Consider the following 16244-nt stretch of genomic DNA (forward strand, 5'->3'; position numbering starts at 1 on the left):
GGAAGGAAACCCTTTTCATGATCATCTTGACTGCGGACTCTGCGAGCGAACTCTTCGCCGCCGCCAGTCAGGCAGTGCTGCTCAACGGCCGTATCGCCTGCCCGCGCGACATGATGACCACCGAGGTCGTCGGCGCGCACCTGTGCCTGACCAACCCTCGGCGCCGGCTGGTCTCCGTGCCACCCGTACGCGTCATCAACCCGGCATTCGCCGTCGCTGAGGCGCTGTGGATCCTCTCTGGCTCGGATGACCCGTGGATCTTCGACTTCAACGACAAACTGCGGCGCTACGCGGACGACGGGATCCTGCAGGGCGCGTACGGGCCACGGATCCGCCGGTGGGGTGGCAGCCTCGACCAGCTCGACGCGGTCGTCCGGAAACTGACGGCCGACCGAGACTCCCGACAAGCCGTCGTCCAGATCTATGACCCGGCACGCGACCACTGCGGCTACCGGGACGTGCCGTGCACCCTCGGATACCGGTTCCTGATCCGGCAGGGCCGGCTCGAGATGCACACCAGCATGCGCAGCCAGGACCTCTGGCTCGGCTTCCCGTACGACATCTTCGCGACCACGCTCCTGCAGGAACTGATGGCCGGCTGGCTCGGTGTCGAGGTCGGCGAGTACCACCACCACGTCGACTCACTGCACCTCTACGCCGATCATGCTCCGGCCGCCGCTGAGTGTCTCCACCACAAACCGACCGTCACCGAGATGGATCCGGTCGACGTGGACTGGCCCAGCCTGGACGTTGTCCTCGCGCAGGTCATCTCCGGTGACGGCGACCTGCCCGACGGCACCCTGTGGGACACGTTCGGACGGGTGCTGACCAGCTACCGGACATGGAAGCTCGGCGAGCGGGACCTGGCTAGCAAGATCGCCCACGACACCCCAGGGCCGCTCGGCGCTGCCCTCGTCGCCTGGTACCAGCACCTCACCCGGCCGGCCCTCGCATCGCCGGAGCTGGCATGACCGCGGATGTGGTGCTTGGGCTGTGCGCGTACACGCATGACTCGGCGGCGGCGCTGCTGGTCGACGGCCATCTGATCGGCTTCGTCGAAGAGGAACGGCTCGATGGGGTCAAGCACAGCAAGGCGTACCCGGCATACGGTGTCGCCTGGCTGCTCGCCCGGGCTGGCCTGTCGTCGTCGGACGTGACCACGGTCGCGTACAACTTCGACGGGCGCCGCTACCTACGTGCGCTGGGTCAACTGCCGACCCATCTGCGACAGGCTGCCAGCCGCGCCCGAGCCGTACCACGGGCCCGCAGCTTCACCACGGTCCACCGCCGCTACCAGGCCCGGATGCGAGACCTGGCCGAGCGTTTCCCACGCGCCCACCTCCAGCCAGTGCCGCACCACCGCGCGCATGCCCTGTACGCCTTCGCCGCCGCTGGTGTGGATGACGCAGCGGTCCTGATCGTCGACAGCCTCGGCGAGTTGCAGACCACCACCACCTGGCACGCCCGCTGGCGCAACCCGCGACTCAGCCTCGACCTGGCACACGCGATCGACGACCCGGCCTCCCTCGGTTATGCCTACGGTGCCGTCACCGAACACCTCGGCTGGCGCCGCGGTGACGAGGAAGGCACCGTGATGGCGCTGGCCGCCCTCGGCGACCCCGCCCGGTTCCGAGAGCTGATGTGCCGAGCGATCCGGCTCACCACCGACGGGTTCACCCTCGACCCAGCGCTGATCGCCCTGCGGGTGCTCGCCAGCCGCTACGGCCGGGTCACACCCGCGTTCGCCGCGGCGACCTGCCCGCCCCGCCCGCCGATGGCACCGGTAGAGCCCGTGCATGCCGACCTGGCCGCTGCACTGCAGGAACGCACCGAGCAAGTAATGCTGCATCTCGCCGCGCGAGCCCGCCGGCTGACTGGCTCCGGGCTGCTCTGCCTGGGCGGTGGGGTCGCGATGAACTGCGTAGCCGCCGGCCTCATCGCTCAGGCCGGCATTGTCGACGAGATACACGTACCGCCCGCCCCCGGCGACGCGGGCACCGCGATCGGCGCCGCCGCCCATGCCTGGCTCGAGGCGACCGGCCGCCCACCTACCGGCATACGCCACCACTGCTACCTCGGCCCCGCCTATCCCGACCTGGTACTACCGGCCGCACCGCGAGCGGGACTGCACGCCAGCCGCCCCGCCGAACCCGCCCACCATCTGGCCCGGCAGTTAGCCGACGGGGCAATCGTGGGCCTGTTCACCGGCGCGCTGGAGGCCGGGCCACGGGCCCTGGGGCACCGGTCGATCCTCGCCTCTCCCCTGGAGGCCGGTGTGGTCGAGCGGCTCAACGCCAGCGTCAAGTTCCGCGAACCGTTCCGGCCTTTCGCCCCTGTCGTACTCGCCGACAAGGCCACCGACTACTTCCGGCTACGCCAACCGTCGCCGTACATGTCGCTCGCGGCTCCCGTGACCGAGCTGACCCGCGACAAGCTGCCCGCGATCGTGCACGTCAACGGCACCGCCAGGGTCCAGACCGTCACGCGCGAGCAGCACCCTTTCCTCGCCGACGTTCTCACCCGCTTCGGTGAGATCACCGGCCACCCCGTGCTGATCAACACCTCACTGAACATCAAGGGCAAGCCGATCTGCGGCACACCAGAGATGGCCCTGGACTGCCTGACCGAATCCGGCCTCGACGCACTGCTCATCGAAGACCAGTGGGTGACCAAGTGAAGATTGGCTACAGCTTCTGGGGATTCCTCGGTACCGGCATCACTGACACCCCGGACGGAGGCCGCAGCCACCGCCGGACCTTGGTCGACGGGCTACGTGCAGCCGGCCGTGACATCGTCTTCCTTCAACCCAACCGGGACCTGTGCGAGGCCGGCGACGATCTCACCGGCCACTACCGCTGGGACGTCGGCCTGCCCGATATCGACGCCCTGTTCCTCGAATGGCGCTGGCCCATTCCCGGCCGCAACACCACCGTCTGCGGGCGACCCGGCCATACCTGCGACCTGCATAGGCAGGCCGATCTACTCGACCACTACACCCACCAGCTCGGCACCCCAACGATCCTGTGGGACAAGGACCGTCGGCTGCCCGCAGCGGACCCCCTGCGCCGAACCCGCAACGTCACCGTCTGCGAACCCGCTCTGCACCCGACTCCGGGCGCGGTACCACTGCTCTTTCCTGTCGCCGACACGGCCATCGACGCCGCCGACCCCACCACGCTTGTAGCCCTGCCCCGTCGCACCCCGCTGGTCTACATCGGCAACCAGTACGACCGCGACCACCCGTTCGACACCTACTTCGCGCCGACCGCCGCGCAACTCCCTCACCTGATCGCCGGCAAGTGGGCCGACACCAGGCGCTGGCCGAATCTGAACTTCATCGGCCGAGTCCCTTTCCCCCGCGTCTCCGCGATCTACGCCGACGCGCTCGCCACCGTCCTGCTGCTGCCCGCCCGATACGCCGCCGCCGGGCAGATGACCCAACGAATCTTCGAGGCCGTCCTCGCCGGCTGTGTGCCGCTGCTGCCCGCCGACGTCCGAGGCGCCAATGCGTTCGTTCCCTCGTCGCTGATCGTCGACGACGCCGCAGACGTGCGGCACCGCATCGGCTGGCTCACCGAGATCGCCGGCACCGGCGAGCACGCCAACCTCATCACCGAATGCCTCCGTCACCTCGACCCGTTCCGACTCTCAACCCAACTCGAAGTGCTCGACTACCTGCTGCGCCACCCGGAGCCGGTGCGGTCATGACTCACCGTGTCACCACCGGACGAGCTCACCGCACCTCTACCCTGGAGAACCATGGACAGGATCGCCATCATCGGCTGCGGCGGCAGCGGCAAGTCCACCGTCGCGCGCCAGTTGGCCCGGATCCTCGACGTGCCGCTGACTCACCTCGACGCGACCTACTACGACGAGCACTGGAAGCCGCTACCGCAGGACGAGTTCGCCGCCCAGCAGGAGAAACTCGTCGCTGGCGAGCGATGGATCATCGAAGGAAACTACGCCGGCACCCTGCCCATCCGGCTCGCCGCCGCCGACACCGTGATCTTTCTCGACCTGTCCGCCGCGACCTGCCTGTGGGGCATCGCCCAACGCCGCTGGCGCTACCGCGGCGGACAGCACCACCAGGACGGCGTCTACGACCGCATCACCTGGAACTTCGTCCGCTACATCCTCAGCTACCGGCGCAGAATGCGCCCGCGAGTCCAGGACCTGCTCCGCGAGCACGGACCACACGTCTACTTGATCACCCTCACCAGCCGCCGCCAGGCCGCCCGTCTGATCAACCGCGTCCGCGACGAGCACCAGCCCGTGACCTGACCGAAGCGGGACGGGAGGCGACAGATGTCGACCAACCCGTTCCTTGACCCCACACTGGTCCATGGCGACCTCTACCGAGGCAACGACCGGCTCGCCGACCGCACCCACGCGCTGCATCGCGCCAAGATCAGCGGAAGCGACGTCGCCGACACGATCGCCCACCTGCTCGCCGCCCGGGTTCCACGCGGGGCGGTCGTGCTCGACATCGGTTGCGGGCGCGGGACCACAACCCTGCGCCTGACCGACCGGCTCCGGCCCCGCCGGCTCTTTGCCGTCGACGCCTCGGTCGCGCTTCTCCGCACTACCCGCGACCGCCTCGGCGCCGCTGGCGCGTTGGGCTCAGTGGTATGCGCTGACTTCCACCACCTGCCACTGCCGGACAGCGTGGCCGACGCTGCGGTTGTCGCCTTCTGCCTCTATCACTCTCCAACGCCGGGTCTGGCCGTAGCGGAGATCGCCCGCTGCCTATGCCCTGGCGGCACAGCTGTCCTGGTCACCAAGTCGCTGGACAGCTACGGCGAACTCGACCATCTTGTCCACGCCGCCGAACTCGACCCACACGCCACCAGCCGACCGAGCCTCTACGAGAGCTTCCACAGCGGCAACCTGCACACCATCGTCGCCAAGAACCTGACCGTCATCGACGTCCATCACGACGAACACGTCTTCCAGTTCGCGGACGCCACGCACCTCGCCCGGTACCTCATCACCACACCCAAATACCGGATCACCCTGACCGGCGGGATCCCTAATCTCGCCGAGGCCCTCCAGCAGCGCCTGTCCAAGCCGCCCTACACGACCCGATCTACCGTCAGCTATGCCGTAGCGGTGCGGCCGTGAGTGGTGCTCTCTTCGTCAAGCGGTACGACGACCCGGAACGCTGCGCCACCGCTGCTGCTCACCACGTCTGGCTGGCCGGCCTGGGCTCCGGTGTACGTCTGCCCGCGCTCGTCGCACGGGGGCGCCAGCATCTGGTCTTCGAACGGCTGTCGGGACGAGCACTGGGCGTCGAAGATCTTCCGCGGGCCGCCGCAGCACTCGGCCGGCTCCACGCTGCGGCGCACCGACATGAACTTCGGACCGCTCTCCTCAACCAACCCCACATCACCTCAACCGGACTCGCGATCCCCGACTTCGCCAGCCCACGTCAGGAGGCGCTACACCACGCCGCTGCCGCAGCAGGCGTCCACTCGTCACGCATCAACGCCGTGCTCGACAGGGTCGGGCAATCCGTGACGTTTTACAAGGACCCGAATATCCGGAACTACCTTGCGAACGGCAATGACGTCGCCGTCGTCGACTTTGACGACCTGACGCTCGCTCCCTTCGGCTACGACCTAGCCGGCCTCCTAGTCACCGCATCCATGACCTACGGCCGCCTCGCCGACCGATCGATCACTCGTTGTCTGCGCGCCTACCGCGTCGCGGTCACGCCCCAGATCTGCAGCTTGGCCGACCTGAAGCGGTACGCGGAGTTGCACTACCTGCTGACTCTGCGATATGTCGGCCGCAACGGCTACCTGCACCCCTGGCCCACCGTCCGGCCCTGGCCGGATCCGTTCCTCATCGAACCGACCTGAAAAGGAGCCCTCCGGATGACTCCGACAACCGAACTCGTCATCGCCCGCCACGGCGAAGCCGCCTGCAACGTCGCCGGAATCGTCGGCGGAGAGCAGGGCTGCACCGGCCTTACCGACCTCGGCCGGAACCAGGCAGAGCAACTGGCCACCCGCCTGGCCGCCGAACACGCCCACCAGCGCTATGCCGCCCTCTACGCCACACCCCGACTCCGTGTCACCCAGACCGCCGAGATCATCACTCGCGCTCTGCATCTGGCCGCCATCATCGACCCGGACCTCCGCGGCCCTGACCACGGCGATGCCGACGGCCGACCCTGGGTCGACATCAAGACTTTCTTCCAGGGGCCGCCCCAACACAGGCCCGACCGCCCGTACGCTTCCGGCTCCGAGACGTGGAACGAGTACCTCCACCGGGCGACCGACGCACTGCAGAAGATCCTCGCCCGTCACGAGGGCGAACGAATCCTCATCGCCGCCCACGGCGAAACCGTCGAAGCGGCCCACACCCTGCTCCTCGGCCTCCCCCGGAACGCCTGCCTGCGACTCGGCTTCGTCACCGATCACACCTCCGTTGCCCGGTGGCAGCGCCCGACCAACCGCTTCGGCCGCACCATCTGGCAACTCGTCAGCCACAATGACACCCGACACCTCCGGCCCCGCCATGACTGACGCCAACGTTTACCTTGCGCTCTGCCAACGGCTTCTCGACGACGACGCCAAGCCCGTGACCTCGCACCCCGGGCACGCTGGCACTCGCGTACTGCGCGCCTCAACGGCCGCCAACGGAGACGTCATCGTCAAGATCCATCGCAGCCTGGAACGACACCACCAGGAAGTCCACGCCTACCGGACCTGGGTTCGGGCTCTCGGAGACAGGGCACCCCGACTGCTCGCGACAACCGACGACCCACCAGCCATCATCATCACCGCGGTATCCGGCGTTCCGCTCAACGGGCGGCGACTCAACCCCGAGGCCGAGCAGAGCGCCTATCAGCAGGCAGGACAACTACTCAAGACGCTGCACGCCGCTGGACCACCCCGCCTCGAACCAGACTGGACGGCCTGGCTCGCAGAACGCGCCGAGTACTGGATCCACCAGGCCGGGGACCGCATCACCACCGCCCGCGGGGCCGAGCTACGCGCGCACATGCGAGCCCTCCGAGACCTGGCGCCCCTGCCCGCCCTTCCGTGCCACCTCGACTTCATGCCCCGCAACATGATCTACGGCGACGACGGGACGGTCAGGCTGATCGACTTCGAACACTGCCGCTACGACCTACCCGCCCGCGACCTCGTACGACTCGCCACCCGGGTCTGGTGCCACCGCACTGACTTACGCGCGAGCTTCCTCCATACGTACGGCCAGCTCAGTGCAGTCGACGACGCACTACTGGAGCACTGCGCCCACTTCGATTTCCTCACGAGCTTGGCACGAAAGGCAGTGCCCCAACCCGCAGCCGATACCTAAGCCTGTTGTCAACGCCGCTCCAAACGGGGCTCTGGGACATTCCGCGATTGATTGATCTTAGCGACGGGTCATGAGGTGGCGAGGACACGATTGCGAGGGAGGTCAAGGTTCGCGCGGCCCTACATCTGCCGCTTGATGGTCTTGATGCGGTCGACGTGGCCTTCGACCGCGCCTGAGCTCCAAGGCTGGGCGAGGCCGGCGACGACGGCATCGGGGTCGCTGGCCAGTCCTGCGGCGAAGCCGCGCAGTTCGGGGTAGCCGGCGTGGCCGGCGCGGTCGATCCAAGCGCCGAGGTGCTGTCCCACAAATGTGTGCCAGGCATCATCAACACCGGTGTGGAGAAAGATCAGCGAGCCGAGGATCTCTGACAGATGCCTCCCACCCGCAATAGGGTGGGAGGCATCTGTTTGGGTTACGTCGTCAGGGCTCAGACCAGCCGGCGATCGCCGACGATCAGTGGGGCGGAGGTTATTCGGAGTAGAGGGCTACGAGCGTCGACGGCACGATGAAGCCTCTAGCCGGCTGGTAGCCGGCAACGTTCGGGTCGTAATCCGGGTAGAAGGGATTTATCGCGTCGGAAGCGATCTCTCCACGATCACGCATCAGCTGCGCGATCCGCTTGATCGGTCGAGTAAAGCCCTTGAGCTGGCGACTGGGGTCATATCCGCCGAGCTCATACACCGTCTCCCGGCTAACGAAGCCGCCGTTCGCGACGGCTGCCTCGAAGGCTTTCGCAACGACCCAGCCGCGCTCGACGGACAGTCGACTCAGAAGCCTCGTCAGCGCTGCCTTTGTCCAGCCGTGATCCTCGTTGTAGTCGTCGGCTTCGGTAACCTTGACGACCACGTCAACGACGTCGTTGATCGCACTCATCAGCGCATCTCGGTGGTGTGATGCCCACCCCGTGACGTCTACGACGACCTGCTCTCGTGGAGCGGCGATCGCGGTTTGCATGAGAGCATCTCCTTGTCTGGTCCGAGGGCGTCGCAGGCTGCGAACCAAGGCGCCCCGGGCCGGGCTCTAGTGTTTGCTCACTGAAATCTACAGTTGATACACATGCGGAGCAAGACCTCGAGCCGCGAGGTGTGGCCCGGCTTCGATTCAGGCGAACCGTCGCGCTGCAGGGGCGACGAGCGGCCAGCACTCGAAGGGCCGCGCGTTCTCTACTGTTCAATCTGAAGCAGGGATGGCTGAAGGTTCATGGTGGCGCGCAGCCACGGTGGGAGGGTGCCCAAACCTACGTCCAGGATGGGCACTGGCTCGCGGCAACCTTGATCCCGGCGATCCGGCGCCGCAGTGACGCGACAAGGGAACTCCCGCACTTTCGACCCCGGCCGTCCGACCACCCGCGCGCCGGCAGTCACCGACCGGCGTCCGCGAGCACCCCGCCGCGTCCCACCGGAGCCGCCCCGGTCCATCGGCTCCCGAGCACCCACCGAGCCACCACACCCGTGCGCAGACGCGAAAAGGCCCCGACCCGGTGCGAACCACCAGGTCAGGGCCTTGATCGTTGGTGCGCCGCCAGGGACTCGAACCCCGAACCCGCGGATTAAGAGTCCGCTGCTCTGCCAGTTGAGCTAGCGGCGCTCGTTCGGCAACGGAGAGAACATTAGCACCCCTCCGGAGCGGGCTCCAATTCGGTTGGCCGGGTCCCCCCTTCGGTCGAGCTTTGCCGGCAAAAAGCCCCAAACCGACCATCGCCGCCAAGATCGGGGCGTGGGTTGCGGCGTCGATGCGGCACGATGTCCGCCAGGTACGCGAGAACAGAGGTGGGCATGGCACGGTTCACGCGAGCCGGGGCGGTGGTGGGCGCCCTGACTCTGGCGGCGTCGCTGGCGCTGACCGGGTGTGGCAGCGACGAGAAGAAGCCGGAATTCGTTGGCGGGGCGTCGCCGGACGCGAGCGCCGCCGCCGGCTCACCCGCACCGTCGACGCCAAGCACACCGAGCGGGCCGGCACTCACGCTGAGCCCGGCGAACGGCACGAAGAACCGGCCGGTGAGCACGGAGATCAGCGCGAAGCTCCCGGACGGCGGGAAGGTGTCCGCGGTCACCCTGACGGCGGACGGCGGCGGTTCGATCGCGGGCAAGCTCCGTACCGACGGGTCGGCCTGGGTGCCGTCCACGCCTCTCAAGTGGGGCACCCGCTACACGGCCACGGTGACGGCCAGCGGGTCGGACGGCGCGAGCAGCCAGGGCACCAGCAGCTTCACCACGATGGCCAAGCCGAAGTCGATGATCGGGTCGGGCCTGTACCTCTTCGACGACAAGAGCTACGGGGTGGCCATGCCGGTGGTCACCGAGTTCCACCCGGGCATCCCGAAGAAGGACCGTGCCGCCGTCCAGAAGCGGATGTTCGTCAAGACCGACCCGCCGCAGCCGGGCGCGTGGCACTGGGTCAGCAACGGTACGCAGGCCTACTACCGGGCCCCGGAGTACTGGAAGCCGGGCACCACGATCACGGTGCGGATCGCCCTCGCGGGGGTGCCGCTGAGCAACGGCAAGTACGGCGACGTCGACCGCAAGGCCACCGCCAAGATCGGCCGGTCGTTCGAGATGAAGGTCGACAACGCCAACAAGAAGATGACGGTGTACGAGAACGGCGCGCCGGTCCGCACCATTCCGGTGAGCCTGGGCAAGAAGAGCACACCGTCGTCGAGCGGAACGATGGTCGTGATGGAGAAGAAGGAAGCCACGGTCTTCGACACCCGGGACGACCCGGACCCGGCCAACCGCTACGTGACCGACATCCAGTTCGCCCAGCGGCTCACCTGGGGTGGCGAGTACATCCACGCGGCGCCCTGGTCGGAGCACGTGCAGGGGCGGCAGAACGTCTCGCACGGCTGCGTGAACGTGTCGATGGCGAACGCCAGGTGGCTGTTCGACAAGACCCGGATCGGCGACCCGATCACCATCAAGGGCACCGAGCGGAGGATCGCCGCCGGCAATGGCTGGACGGCGTGGAGCCTGAGCTGGTCGCAGTTCATCAAGGGCAGTGCGCTTCCGGTGCCGAGTGGTGGTGCCGGTCCGGCGGTCTGACCCGTCCGCCTCGTTGCGCCGGTCCTGCTGTTGGCGGGGCCGGCGTACCCTTGCACTCCGCCAACCGACGACGGCGCGGCGACCCCCGCAGTCCGGTACGGAGACGAGCCAGATTCGCGAAACGCCGGATAGTAGCAGTATTCGGGCACTATTGATGACGTGTTTCGATTCACCCTCGGCAACCGGGGCCGGCTCTGGCGCGTCAGTACGAGACGATGGGGCAGCGACCACGACTGTGAGGGAATCCATGCGAGCTAGCCAGGATCAGCTGATCAGGCCCGGTGGGCGACGCCGTGTGTTCGCGGCGGGGCTCCTCGCCGTGGCGCTGGCCTTCACCTCCGCCTGCACCAACGACGGTGGCAAGCCGTCCTCCTGGCACGGCGGCGACGAGAGCCCGGCACCGAAGGCCGCCGCGACGATCAGTGAGCCGGCGGCCGACGCCAAGGACGTGCCGGCGTCCACAGGCATCACCTTCACCGCGAAGGACGCCGTGGAGACCGCTGTCGAGCTGAAGGACGCCGCCGGCAAGGTCGTCGAGGGCGCCCTCGCCAAGGACGGCAAGTCGTGGCTGCCGTCCGGCGCGCTGGCGTACGGCACGAGCTACACCGCGACCGTGACCGCCACCGGCGACGACGGGCGTCCGGCCACCGCGACCAGCACCTTCACCACCATGGCCAAGCCGGGCAACCAGATCCGTGTGAGCAGCTTCCTCGGTGACAACCAGGTGGTCGGGGTCGGCATGCCGCTGATCGTGAAGTTCAGCCGGGCCGTCCCGGAGGACTACCGCGACGACGTCCAGCGCCGGATGACCGTGACCTCGACCCCGGCCCAGGAGGGGATCTGGCACTGGGTCAGCCCCACCGAGATCCGCTACCGGCCGAAGGAGTTCTGGAAGCCCGACAGCAAGGTCTCCTACCGTGTCCAGGCGGGTGGTCTGCCGATGGGTGCCGGTTGGTACGGCCGCGCCGACCTCTCGGTCGACATCAAGATCGGCGCCGCGGTGGTCATGACCGTGGACAACAAGACGAAGCGGATGACCGTCACCCGCAACGGCTCCGTGGTGAAGACCATCCCGGTCAGCCTCGGCAAGAAGAGCACCCCGTCGTCCAGCGGCACCATGGTCGTGATCGAGAAGCTGCGCAAGACGGTCTTCGACACGTTCGAGGAGCTGGGCCCGGAGGAGGGCTACCGCACCAAGATTGACTTCGCGCAGCGCCTCACCTGGGGTGGCGAGTTCATCCACGCGGCGCCCTGGTCCGAGGGGCAGCAGGGCACCACGAACGTGTCGCACGGCTGCGTGAACGTGTCGATGGCCAACGGCGACTGGCTCTTCAAGAACACCCAGATCGGCGACCCGATCACGGTCAAGGGCACCGAGCGCAAGCTGCAGAACGGCAACGGCTGGACGGACTGGAACATGAGCTGGGACGAGTACGTCAAGGGCAGCGCCCTGCCGTACGAGCCTCCGGCCGACCCGGACGCCGCCACCCCGACCCCGGACGGGGCGGTCACCCCGTCCCCCACCCCGACGTCCTGACCTCGATCCACTCGCGTTTCCTGAAACCGGGGCGTCCCGCTCGATCGGACGCCCCGGTTTCCTGAAAGCGGAGTCGATCACCGGCCGGCAGAGCCTCGACAACGACAAAAGGCCCCCTCCGAAGAGGGGGCCTTTTCGTGGGGTGACTGAGGGGAATTGAACCCCCGACAACCGGGACCACAACCCGGTGCTCTGCCAACTGAGCTACAGCCACCATGCCGCCGTCGCCCGGTCGATCGCTCCGGGCGGGGTGCGGACCAATAATAGCCACACCACAGCCGGGCACGTCCAGCGGGTTGCCGGTCAGCTCAGCGGCCGGTCAGAGTTCGGCGGCGATGGCCTTGGCGGTCTCGACGTCCGGGCCGGGCAGCGGAACGAAGACGGTGCGCCGGTAGTACTCCAACTCCCGGATGCTCTCCCGGATGTCGGCGAGCGCCCGGTGCGCGAGACCCTTCTGCGGCTGGCCGAAGTACACCCGCGGGTACCAGCGACGGCAGAGTTCCTTGATCGACGACACGTCGATCATCCGGTAGTGCAGGTGCGCGTCGAGGCGGGGCATGTCCCGCGCGATGAAGCCCCGGTCGGTGGCGATCGAGTTGCCGCACAGCGGCGCCGTACGCGGGTCCTTGACGAAGGTCCGGACGTACTCCAGGACCAGGTCCTCCGCCTCGGCGAGGGTGACCGCCGAACGACGGACCTCCTCGGTGAGGCCGGACTTGGCGTGCATCGTCTGCACGACCTCCGGCATCCCCTCCAGTGCCGCCTCGTCGGCGTGGATGACCACGTCGACACCATCACCGAGCACGTTTAGGTCAGGATCGGTGACCAGTGCCGCAACCTCGATCAGTTTGTCCCTGCCGAGGTCCAACCCGGTCATCTCACAGTCGATCCAGACAAGGAGATCAGCCACCGGGACAGCCTACGCGCAGCCCACGCCCTGCGGCTGCGCGCTCTCGGCGGAGCGGACCGCTAGGGTTTCGGGGTGCCAGCAGAACCCGTCGCACCGCCCGCCGTCACCGAAGACGATCCCGGCGGCCGTACGGTCCGTCGCCTGGTCGCGGTGGTGGCTCTCACCGCTGTGCTGCCAGCGCTCTACCTGCCCGGTCTCGTGCACAACTTCTTCGATCTCAAGATCTACATGTCCGCGATGGACTGGTGGCGGGTCGGGCATCCGCTCTACGACTACGTTCAACCCGACCGGGTGCAGGGCGAGCTGTACTTCACCTATCCGCCGTTCAGCGCGCTGCTGCTGTGGCCGTTCGGTCTGCTGCGGCTCGGCGCCACCGTGGCGATCTTCACCGCGCTCACCGTGCTGGCCGTGGTGCTGACCACCCGGTGGCTGGTGGCCCCGGTGATCGCCCGACACGACCTGCCCCGAACGTTCACCCTGGTCGCCGCCGTCCTGCTGGTGCTGGCGGTGGAGAGCATCCGCGAGACGATCACCTTCGGCCAGATCAACATGCTGCTGGTCGTGCTGATCCTGGCCGACCTGCTGTTCGCCGTGCCGCAGGCGCGACGCTGGGCCGGGGTGGGCGTGGGGCTGGCGACGGCACTCAAGCTCTTCCCCGGCATCTTCATCGTGTACCTGCTGGCCACCCGGCGGTGGCGGGCCGCGGCGGTGGCGAGCGCGACCGCGGCGGCCGCGACCCTGCTCGCGGCGGCGATCGCCCCTAGCGACTCGTGGCGGTTCTGGACCCACGAGCTGTGGACCACCGAGCGGGTGGGACGCACCGACATCGTCGGCAACCAGTCGCTGTTCGGCCTGCTCAGCCGGTTCACCGAGCCGGAGAAACCGGGCCGGTTGCTCTGGCTGCTGGTGGTGGCCGTGGTCGCCGCGTTCGGGCTGTGGCGGGCCACCCGGGCGGCGCGGGCTGGTGACCCGCTGACCGGCCTGACGTTGACCGGGTTGGTGGGTGCGCTGGCCAGCCCGATCACCTGGACCCACCACATCTACTGGTTCATACCCGCGGTGGTGCTGCTCGTCGACGCGGCGTTGAGTGCCGACCGCCCCGACCAGGTTCGTCGGCGTCGGTGGTTGGCCGGCCTCGCGCTGGGCATCACCGCGGTGACCATCTACGGCGTGGTGACATTCCAGGACTGGGGTGCCGGGCCGGTCCACACCCACAACCCGGTGGACTTCGTCCTGCAGAACGCCTACGTGCTGCTGAGCCTGCTGCTGCTCGCCGCGTTGCCGCTCCGATCCGGACTCAGCGCGGAAAATCACATCAATTGGACAGACCTCCCGAGTAGCCACGTTCGGCGCTAACCTGTCCTCATCTACCTCAAGCGTCGCTCGGGTAGCACCGATCCCCCGGTGAGAGTGGCCCTCCGCGTCGGCAGCGCGGAGGGCCACTCGCCGTTTCACCCGCCCGGGTCGTCCGCGTCGGCCGGCTGCCGGGCCGTCGTCAGGCGGGACCACCACCGGCCGGGCCGCCGTCGGCGGGACCACCACCGGCCGGACCGTCATCCGGCGGAACCACCACCGGCCGGGCGGTCGAGTCGTCCGCGTCGGCCGGTGGCCAGGCGAGGCTCAGCGTCACCTCCGGCGGGCGGGGCAGCCGGGCCGGCTCGACCAGATCGGCGAGGGTGTCCGCGCGCGCAGCTCCGATCGCCGGTCGGGATCGCTCTCCGGACCCGGAACCGACCGGGGCGAGTTGTCGTACCGGCAACGGCGGACCCGATTCCGGTTGCCGGGGTCCCAGGCCGCTCAGCGAGGTGACCCCGAGCCGACCGGCGAGCACCGGCACCTGGTCCGGCTCGACCACGAAGATCACCTCGCGCGGGCGCAACGGTCGCAGCAGGAGCAGTACCGCGCACACCACGAGCAGGACGCCGACGGTCAGCAGACCCCAGGCGGCCGGGCCGGTCCACCCGGCCCGCCACTGCACCCGGAGGTCCAGCGCCAGGTCGGTGCCACCGTCGGGGCGCATCACCACCAGGCTCATCGGTTCGTCGGCGAGGTCGTCCGCGCTCCACTCCAGTGAACCGATCCCCTCGCGTACCCAGAAGGGCTGGCCCAGCGGCGTGACCGGCCCGTCGGTGGCCGCGACGCCCGGGGCGTCGGTGGCCGGTCCGGCCGGATCGAGCCGGACCGGCAGCGGACCCCGGGCCAGCGCCGCCCGACGGACCGTGGCGTGCGGGACCGCCTCCAGCCAGCGTCGCACCTCGACCGTGGGCGCCAACCCGACGAAGGCCGGGCCGTCCGGGGTGCGGGCGTCGAGTCGCAGTCGGGTCTGCGCGGTACGCGCGAACGGCGCCTCCTGCCGCAGCAGTCGGTCGAGGTCGGTGACGACGACCGCGTGACCGGGCGTGCGGACCGTCTCGAAGCGGGCGGTGAAGGCCCCGCCGGGGTCGGCGTGTCGGGTCACCAGCCACAGCCCACCACCGCCGAACAACGCCGGAATTCCCACGACCAACAGCAGCACTCCGGCGATCACCCGCACGAACCGCATCCGCACCGTCCCCCTCCGTAGCCAAACACCCGGCCGACCTTACCGACGTAGCCCGTCTGATCAGGGGATATCCACGGCATGGTCGGCACCGACTCCGGAAAGCACGCTGGCCCGCCGGGTGATCCGGCGGGCCAGCGGGTGGGGGCGGGGGTCAGGCCTTGGCGACCGGCTCCCGACGGGTACGCGCGAACGCCAACCCGCCCAGCGCCAGGCCGGCCAGACCGGCGACGAGACCGGCCACGCCGAGACCGACGGCGAGCCCGTTGCCGTCATCGTCGTCATCGTCGTCGGGCTTCGCGACGGCAGCGCTCGGCGCGGCCGAACCCGACGGCGCCGCCGCGGCGGCCAGGGTGAGCACCGGGGCCGGGTGCTCCGGCTCCTCGGCACCCGGCGCCGGCTCGTCGATCCACCGCGAGATGTTGCCGTCCGAGTAGGTCTGCAGGACCTTGAAGACCATCGAGTCGACCTGCGGCAGCGGCCCCAGCGAGACCGGGAACTCCTGGAACTGACCCGGCTTCACCCCCGCGTCACCGGAGGCCGTCCAGGTGATCTTGGAGACGGCTTCGGTGAGCTGACTGCCGTGCACCTCGATCGGCGGGTCCACCTTGCGCTTCTCGGTCGCGACCGTCCAGCCGGGCACCGGCATCGTCGACACCGAGCCGACCGGGGCGTTCTCCGGCAGCACCACCTCCAGCTTGGTGGTCGACGCGCTGTCGCTCTCGTTCGGCACCCGGAACGCCACCCGGGCGTAGCCGCCCTGGGTCGCCTCCTTCGGGTTCACCGTGACGTGGGCGGACGCCGGTCCGGCGAAGCCGAGCACAGCGGTGGCGGCGGCGGTGAACGCCAGGGCGGCAGCGGCGGTTGCGGTACGCCGGAATCGGGTCATGG

General features: G+C 68.7%; 15 protein-coding genes, 2 tRNA genes and 1 pseudogene. 11 read left to right on the plus strand and 7 right to left on the minus strand.

Annotated elements, in window-relative coordinates; genetic code table 11:
- The first annotated feature begins 17 nt into the window (after window positions 1-17).
- From AB0C15_RS14865 to AB0C15_RS14900, 8 genes are read left to right on the plus strand one after another with little or no spacing between them, the layout of a single operon-like run.
- Entirely contained in the window at window positions 18-971 is a 954-nt protein-coding gene (locus AB0C15_RS14865) for a thymidylate synthase (RefSeq protein WP_357352022.1), read from the plus strand.
- Window positions 968-2677 carry a carbamoyltransferase C-terminal domain-containing protein gene (locus tag AB0C15_RS14870; protein WP_357352024.1) on the plus strand — a complete coding sequence of 570 codons (1710 nt, stop codon included), beginning with the start codon at window positions 968-970 and terminating at the stop codon, window positions 2675-2677. Before AB0C15_RS14865 ends, AB0C15_RS14870 begins: the two co-directional genes overlap by 4 nt.
- A complete protein-coding gene (locus AB0C15_RS14875; RefSeq protein WP_357352026.1) occupies window positions 2674-3708 on the plus strand; it encodes a hypothetical protein in 1035 nt (344 codons plus the stop codon). Before AB0C15_RS14870 ends, AB0C15_RS14875 begins: the two co-directional genes overlap by 4 nt.
- Window positions 3709-3759: 51 nt before the next feature.
- Window positions 3760-4281, plus strand: coding sequence for a topology modulation protein (locus AB0C15_RS14880; protein WP_357352028.1), 522 nt, complete (start codon window positions 3760-3762; stop codon window positions 4279-4281).
- Window positions 4282-4305: 24 nt separating this feature from the next.
- Complete coding sequence (locus tag AB0C15_RS14885; protein WP_357352030.1) at window positions 4306-5121, plus strand: class I SAM-dependent methyltransferase; 816 nt, start codon at window positions 4306-4308, stop codon at window positions 5119-5121.
- The gene (locus AB0C15_RS14890) at window positions 5118-5861 is read left to right on the plus strand and encodes a phosphotransferase (RefSeq protein WP_357352032.1); all 744 of its coding nucleotides are present in this window, start codon (window positions 5118-5120) and stop codon (window positions 5859-5861) included. The genes AB0C15_RS14885 and AB0C15_RS14890 overlap by 4 nt, the downstream gene beginning before the upstream one ends.
- A gap of 15 nt (window positions 5862-5876) precedes the next feature.
- A complete protein-coding gene (locus AB0C15_RS14895; protein ID WP_357352034.1) occupies window positions 5877-6530 on the plus strand; it encodes a histidine phosphatase family protein in 654 nt (217 codons plus the stop codon).
- The gene (locus tag AB0C15_RS14900) at window positions 6496-7329 is read left to right on the plus strand and encodes an aminoglycoside phosphotransferase family protein (RefSeq protein ID WP_357352036.1); all 834 of its coding nucleotides are present in this window, start codon (window positions 6496-6498) and stop codon (window positions 7327-7329) included. Before AB0C15_RS14895 ends, AB0C15_RS14900 begins: the two co-directional genes overlap by 35 nt.
- Before the next feature lie 119 nt (window positions 7330-7448).
- Here the strand turns inward: AB0C15_RS14900 and AB0C15_RS14905 are convergent, their stop codons facing one another.
- The 3 genes from AB0C15_RS14905 to AB0C15_RS14915 form a co-directional block, all read right to left on the minus strand.
- Entirely contained in the window at window positions 7449-7634 is a 186-nt protein-coding gene (locus tag AB0C15_RS14905) for a hypothetical protein (RefSeq protein ID WP_357352158.1), read from the minus strand.
- 163 nt (window positions 7635-7797) lie between these two features.
- Window positions 7798-8283: a hypothetical protein gene (locus tag AB0C15_RS14910; protein WP_357352038.1), complete on the minus strand. Its 486-nt coding sequence runs from the start codon at window positions 8281-8283 to the stop codon at window positions 7798-7800.
- Window positions 8284-8840: 557 nt separating this feature from the next.
- Window positions 8841-8916 (minus strand) — tRNA-Lys (locus AB0C15_RS14915).
- A 188-nt stretch (window positions 8917-9104) separates the two neighbouring features.
- On the opposite strand from AB0C15_RS14915, the gene AB0C15_RS14920 reads away from it, so the two are divergent.
- A complete protein-coding gene (locus AB0C15_RS14920) occupies window positions 9105-10367 on the plus strand; it encodes an Ig-like domain-containing protein (RefSeq protein WP_357352040.1) in 1263 nt (420 codons plus the stop codon).
- 247 nt (window positions 10368-10614) lie between these two features.
- Window positions 10615-11904, plus strand: a complete 1290-nt coding sequence (locus tag AB0C15_RS14925; RefSeq protein WP_357352042.1) for an Ig-like domain-containing protein — start codon at window positions 10615-10617, stop codon at window positions 11902-11904.
- Window positions 11905-12042: 138 nt separating this feature from the next.
- Here the strand turns inward: AB0C15_RS14925 and AB0C15_RS14930 are convergent.
- Together AB0C15_RS14930 and orn are read right to left on the minus strand one after the other, a co-directional pair.
- Window positions 12043-12118, minus strand: a tRNA-His gene (locus tag AB0C15_RS14930).
- 105 nt (window positions 12119-12223) lie between these two features.
- Window positions 12224-12814 carry an oligoribonuclease gene (gene orn, locus AB0C15_RS14935; protein WP_357352045.1) on the minus strand — a complete coding sequence of 197 codons (591 nt, stop codon included), beginning with the start codon at window positions 12812-12814 and terminating at the stop codon, window positions 12224-12226.
- Between the two features lie 72 nt (window positions 12815-12886).
- Between orn and AB0C15_RS14940 the strand changes: the two genes are divergently transcribed.
- Window positions 12887-14170: a glycosyltransferase 87 family protein gene (locus AB0C15_RS14940; RefSeq protein WP_357352047.1), complete on the plus strand. Its 1284-nt coding sequence runs from the start codon at window positions 12887-12889 to the stop codon at window positions 14168-14170.
- Between the two features lie 346 nt (window positions 14171-14516).
- Here the strand turns inward: AB0C15_RS14940 and AB0C15_RS14945 are convergent.
- Both AB0C15_RS14945 and AB0C15_RS14950 read right to left on the minus strand, forming a co-directional pair.
- Window positions 14517-14819: pseudogene (locus AB0C15_RS14945) on the minus strand (hypothetical protein); the annotation flags it as partial.
- A gap of 688 nt (window positions 14820-15507) precedes the next feature.
- Window positions 15508-16242, minus strand: coding sequence for a YcnI family protein (locus AB0C15_RS14950; protein WP_357352049.1), 735 nt, complete (start codon window positions 16240-16242; stop codon window positions 15508-15510).
- Window positions 16243-16244: the final 2 nt, after the last annotated feature.

Source organism: Micromonospora sp. NPDC048835, assembly GCF_040649995.1.
Classification (GTDB): Bacteria; Actinomycetota; Actinomycetes; order Mycobacteriales; family Micromonosporaceae; genus Micromonospora.

Excerpts from the sequence above, each read along its gene's own strand:
- AB0C15_RS14865 (WP_357352022.1), top strand. The coding sequence starts at position 18 with ATGATCATCTTGACTGCGGACTCTGCGAGCGAACTCTTCGCCGCCGCC.
- AB0C15_RS14900 (WP_357352036.1), top strand. The coding sequence starts at position 6,496 with ATGACACCCGACACCTCCGGCCCCGCCATGACTGACGCCAACGTTTAC.
- AB0C15_RS14880 (WP_357352028.1), top strand. The coding sequence starts at position 3,760 with ATGGACAGGATCGCCATCATCGGCTGCGGCGGCAGCGGCAAGTCCACC.
- AB0C15_RS14910 (WP_357352038.1), bottom strand. The coding sequence starts at position 8,283 with ATGCAAACCGCGATCGCCGCTCCACGAGAGCAGGTCGTCGTAGACGTC.
- AB0C15_RS14870 (WP_357352024.1), top strand. The coding sequence starts at position 968 with ATGACCGCGGATGTGGTGCTTGGGCTGTGCGCGTACACGCATGACTCG.
- AB0C15_RS14950 (WP_357352049.1), bottom strand. The coding sequence starts at position 16,242 with ATGACCCGATTCCGGCGTACCGCAACCGCCGCTGCCGCCCTGGCGTTC.
- AB0C15_RS14885 (WP_357352030.1), top strand. The coding sequence starts at position 4,306 with ATGTCGACCAACCCGTTCCTTGACCCCACACTGGTCCATGGCGACCTC.
- AB0C15_RS14895 (WP_357352034.1), top strand. The coding sequence starts at position 5,877 with ATGACTCCGACAACCGAACTCGTCATCGCCCGCCACGGCGAAGCCGCC.
- AB0C15_RS14920 (WP_357352040.1), top strand. The coding sequence starts at position 9,105 with ATGGCACGGTTCACGCGAGCCGGGGCGGTGGTGGGCGCCCTGACTCTG.
- AB0C15_RS14925 (WP_357352042.1), top strand. The coding sequence starts at position 10,615 with ATGCGAGCTAGCCAGGATCAGCTGATCAGGCCCGGTGGGCGACGCCGT.